This is a genomic window from Methylobacterium oxalidis (assembly GCF_007992195.1).
Lineage (GTDB): Bacteria > Pseudomonadota > Alphaproteobacteria > Rhizobiales > Beijerinckiaceae > Methylobacterium > Methylobacterium oxalidis.
The window spans coordinates 1-4,332 of sequence record NZ_BJZU01000216.1 but is presented as its reverse complement, the minus strand read 5'-3'; the positions used below and the strand labels follow the sequence as shown (position 1 = coordinate 4,332).

At 65.1% G+C, this 4,332-nt stretch carries 4 protein-coding genes and 1 pseudogene; 2 read left to right on the top strand and 3 right to left on the bottom strand.

The window, feature by feature from the left end; all coding sequences use genetic code 11:
• Positions 1-9: 9 nt before the first annotated feature.
• The gene (locus tag MOX02_RS29545; protein WP_147029337.1) at positions 10-273 is read right to left on the bottom strand and encodes a transglutaminase N-terminal domain-containing protein; all 264 of its coding nucleotides are present in this window, start codon (positions 271-273) and stop codon (positions 10-12) included.
• A gap of 392 nt (positions 274-665) precedes the next feature.
• A complete protein-coding gene (locus MOX02_RS29535; protein WP_147029336.1) occupies positions 666-1,175 on the bottom strand; it encodes a DUF427 domain-containing protein in 510 nt (169 codons plus the stop codon).
• A 618-nt stretch (positions 1,176-1,793) separates the two neighbouring features.
• Here MOX02_RS29535 and MOX02_RS29530 point away from each other — a divergent pair.
• Positions 1,794-2,333, top strand: coding sequence for a tetratricopeptide repeat protein (locus MOX02_RS29530; protein ID WP_170268048.1), 540 nt, complete (start codon positions 1,794-1,796; stop codon positions 2,331-2,333).
• Between the two features lie 224 nt (positions 2,334-2,557).
• Here the strand turns inward: MOX02_RS29530 and MOX02_RS29525 are convergent, their stop codons facing one another.
• On the bottom strand, positions 2,558-3,613 hold the full coding sequence (locus MOX02_RS29525) for an AI-2E family transporter (RefSeq protein ID WP_147029334.1): 1,056 nt from the start codon (positions 3,611-3,613) through the stop codon (positions 2,558-2,560).
• Positions 3,614-3,786: 173 nt separating this feature from the next.
• Here MOX02_RS29525 and MOX02_RS29520 point away from each other — a divergent pair.
• Positions 3,787-4,227, top strand: a pseudogene (locus tag MOX02_RS29520) (IS6 family transposase); the annotation flags it as partial.
• Between the last annotated feature and the right edge of the window lie 105 nt (positions 4,228-4,332).

Genomic DNA, 4,332 nt, shown 5'->3' with positions numbered 1-4,332 from the left:
CCCCGGATATTAGGTGACCGCCGAAAGTTCAACGTGAGCGATGCTGTCGATGACGAGCGTGTCGGACGGTGTTCCGAAGGTGACTGTTGCGACCGCGTTCCCGGCAACGTCGTTGGTCCAGCTCACAGTTGCATTCGGCGTCACCACGATGTCGCTCGACAGGAGCTTCAGATCCCGGGCCTCCCTCGGGCGGAGCATCAGCCGGTGTGGCCCCAGCCCGACGGGCTGCCGATAGCGGTAGGTCGTCCGGTGATGGATGCGTAGGTCGATCAAGGGACGCTCCTCAGGAACCGCTTCCGTCTGGTTCATCCAGGAAGGCGGTCAGTGTCGGAGCGCTCCGCCGCCCTCCGGATGGGACATGAAGAACCGTAGCATCTCGCGGCTGGCATCGAGACCGGTCGGATCGGTGTGGGAGCCCGCAGTGTGGCCGCCGGCTCAGGCGTGACTGGCGCCGTGCAGGATCCAGTGCTTCACAGGAAGTGCACCTAATAGGTCTGCAGCCGGGATGTTGAAGACCGCGGCGTGTGGACGCCGGTGGCATACTTCTCCGGACCTATTTCGCGACGCGGGAGGCAGCCAAAGCCGCCGCCCTCCAGGCTGTCCCGTGGCTGGTGCCGTTTGACGGACACCTGTAGAGGCTTCAGCCATCTGCGCCGAATTCGTATTCACCAACCCTCGGTTCCGGGCTCGCCCTTGAAGGGACCAACCACCCGGCCTGTCACCCAGCCGCCGTAGAAGCCGCCCGGCTGCGGCGTGACGCGCTCCTCGCCGACGAAGCAGGCGTCCATCGGACCGGCGTAGAAGGCAATGTGATTGGTGAGGGCAGCAAATGGCGCGCTCGGCTTCGGATAGGCCCATGCCATCCGACGGATCCGCCGCTGCGGGCCGATCACATCGTAGTAGACCGCCCGGCCCTTCCATTCACAGAAACTGCTGCCCTCAGCCGAAGCGAGCGCACCAGGAAGGATGTCGTCCGGCGGCAGGTAGTAGGTTGGCGGGTGGCTCGTCTCTAGAACCCGCCAGCCTCGCACCGAGTCGGCGATGGTCACGCCGTCGAAGACGACGCGCAGGCGCTCAGGCACCGGCTCCAGGCGCGGAGGGCGGGGGTAGTCCCACACACTCTCTTGGTGCGGCTTCGGAGCCGTGGGTGCGGGCTGTTCGCGATGGGTCGTCATGCGTGCGAGTTCTCTAGCTGCGTGTGGCGTCAAGCGCCGCGTTGGGCTTTCGCCAAGATGGGGGTGCAAAGCGCGCCGGCCACCAGAGTCTGTCATCGGCCAACCTCGAGTGAATCGCTCACTGGAGAGCCGTCCCGAAGCTTGAGCTTGGCAGTAGGAATAAAAACCGGCCTCGTGCGAAGGGCATGACCTGACTGGCTGGCTCGGTCGGGGCTGCTTGCGAGGATGCGCCAGGGTCGGAGGAACTGGAACATGCAGTAGCCTCACGACTAGCCTGATCAAGATCGCCAGTCAGGTCATGGGCGACCGCGCAAACCCGCTCAGCTTCTGCGCTGTGAGACAGTATCAGTACGGTCGGGCACGGACGGGCTCGTTTCAGAACCAGGCAATGCCGGTTCGCGCCATTCAGGTTTAAGCTTGGCCACAACGCACCAGCAGCGAGGTGGCGCCATGAGATTGGCTCGCGTCTGTGTATCACTGGGCTTGGCGCTCAGCGTGATGACTGCGGCTCAAGCAGGCAATCAGAGCCAGACGGACTGCGTCAGCGCCAGCGATCCTGACCAGCAAATCAGGGCCTGCACACAGCTGATCAATCAGGCTGGCCAAGCGGATAGGTTCATGGCTGTCGCCTACTTTGATCGGGCCGTCGCCCACGAGCGTCAAGGTGACAGGGCCCGTGCACTCTCAGACTATGGCGATGCTATCCGCCGCGATCCGGGCCTTGCCAGCGCCTACTACAATCGCGGTCGCGCTCGTGGCGAACTCGGGGATCTCGACGGCGCTATGGCTGACTATGGCGACGCCCTCCGTCTCGCGCCGGCACATGCTAATGCATTCTGCAGCCGCGGCGCCGTGTACGGCCGGAAGGGCGAATCCGATCAGGCGCTAGCTGACTTCGAGCGGGCCATCGGGCTCAACCCGCGCCACGCCCTCGCCTACTTCAATCGTGGGCTTGTCTATCGCGATCGTGGTGACCTGAAGGCCGCGTTGGCCGATTTCGATCGGGCGATCAGCCTTGACCCGAAAAGGGCTGACGCCTACTCGGCTCGAGCCGGAGTGCAGGCAAGGTTGGGCGATGTCGAGCGGGCCTCGGCCGATACTGCTCAGGCTGCCCGGCCGCTGCCGGCCGCAGCAATCTGGATGAGCAAAGCCGAATGACCGACCCCGCAGGGGATAGCGAGGGCTGAGCCTGAGGCGTACCTCGCGAACGGGAAGCTACCGGCCGACGATCCGGTGATCGCGGCCAGCTGCCTGGCCGAGCGGGCAGAACTCGTCCGTGCACGAGGGGGGGCGGGTCCAGCCGGCTCGGCGCGACAGGTTTCGGCGGCATATCGATCCACCTGGGTCTGGCAACTCACGGGGGTGCAGTTGCGCCGTCGCACTCAGATCAGGCGCTGCCGCGAGAGCTCATTCTTCAGGTAGGCGTAGAAGATCGGCGCGGCGATAAGGCCCGGAACGCCGAAAATTGCCTCCATGGACAGCATGGTCACCAGCAACTCCCAAGCGCGGGCATGGATGTGTCCGCCCATCACGCGCGCATTCACGAAGTATTCGAGCTTGTGAATGACGACCAGAAACGCGAGCGACCCTGCCGCCAGCGCGGGTGAGACGCTCAGGCTCACCAGAACGATCACCGTGTTCGAGATCAGGTTGCCGATGACCGGGAGGAGGCCGACGATGAAGGTCAGCCCCACCATGGTCTTGGTGAACGGGAGCGGGTAGCCCAGCCACGGCACGGCCATGAGCAGGTAGAGCGCGGTGAGGGCGGTGTTGAGGGCCGAGATCCGGACCTGAGCGAACACGACGCGGCGGAATGCTGCGGCGAGCAGGCAAATGCGGGTCGTGAGAGCCCGGACGAGCGGCCCGCTCTCCCCTGCCCCGGTCTCGCGGCTCACCGCGACAAGGCCGCCGATCACGAGCCCGAACAGGATGTGGATCAGCGCCCGCCAGACATCCTGGCCGATCGAGCGGACCTGCCCCGCATGCTCCCGCAGCCACGACACGAGCGCGTTCTTGAGCTCGGTCGATTCCTCGGGAACGAAGTCGAGCGCCCAGGGCGGAAGGTGAGAGCGCAGGGTCTCGATCACCTCGGCCATCTTGCGCAGCAGGAGCGTGAGATTGTCCGAGCCGCTGGACAGCAGCGCGACGAGGCCGAGGATGCCGGCCCCGACCAGGGCAGCGATGAGGGCGGCCAGAACAGCCACGACGATCACCTTGGCCGTGTGGTGCCGGACGAGCGCGCCGTCGCGCCTGGGCGCGAGCACATGGACGAGTTCGTAGACCAGCAAGCCTGCCAGAAGCGATCCGAGAAGATGGAACTGCAGCACGCCGAGCAGCGCGAGCCCGGTCAGGATCAGGCTCGCGAGCTCGACGGTCGAAGAGACGCCCGCCGGGTCCGTGATTGCATGTCGCTGATCGGCTCGTGCAGGTTGCAGCATGGGGGCGGTTCAGGCGTCGCTATCAATCAGTCTACGCGCGGAAGCGGCGCTACGCTCGTTCTACGGCTCACTTTGCTCGCGGATCGAGGCTGCTGCCTGTGATTCGAGCAGCGCGCACGCGTTCAGGCCTCACAGGCGGAGCCGTCTAGGAAGCCGGCCGTGATCTTCACCGACAGATGTACCTCTGGCGGGCCGTTGATGCGGAAGGCGAGGTGCTGGACGTGCTCGTCCAGCCCAAGCGCGACAGGCGAGCAGCCCAGAAGCTCATGCACAAGCTCCTGAAGAAACAGGGCATGGCTCCTGACGTGTGGGTCACGGACAAATGCCCGGCCTACGGAGCGGCACTTCGTGAGATGAAGCTGAGCCGGGCGCCGCACGTCCAGCGCAAGCGAGCGAACAACCGCACCGAGAGCTCCCATGTGCCGGTGCGACGACGCGAGCGGAAGCTGCAGGGCTTCAAATCCAGGGGCTCAGCCCAGCTTTTCCTGTCCTTGCACGCCGCGGCCTACAACACCTTCACGGTTCCTCGTCACCTGGTCTCAGCCCGCACGCACCGGCTCTTCCGAGCCGAGGCCTTCGAGACGTGGCGCAGTGCGGCTGGTATTACGGCCTGAAGCTGGCCAGCGTAGGTTTACTTTCGGCTACGCCCGACAACGTGACAAAGCCCCACTGGATGCCGATCCCGCCCAATCCATCAGCGGCGTGAATGGTCGCTAGGG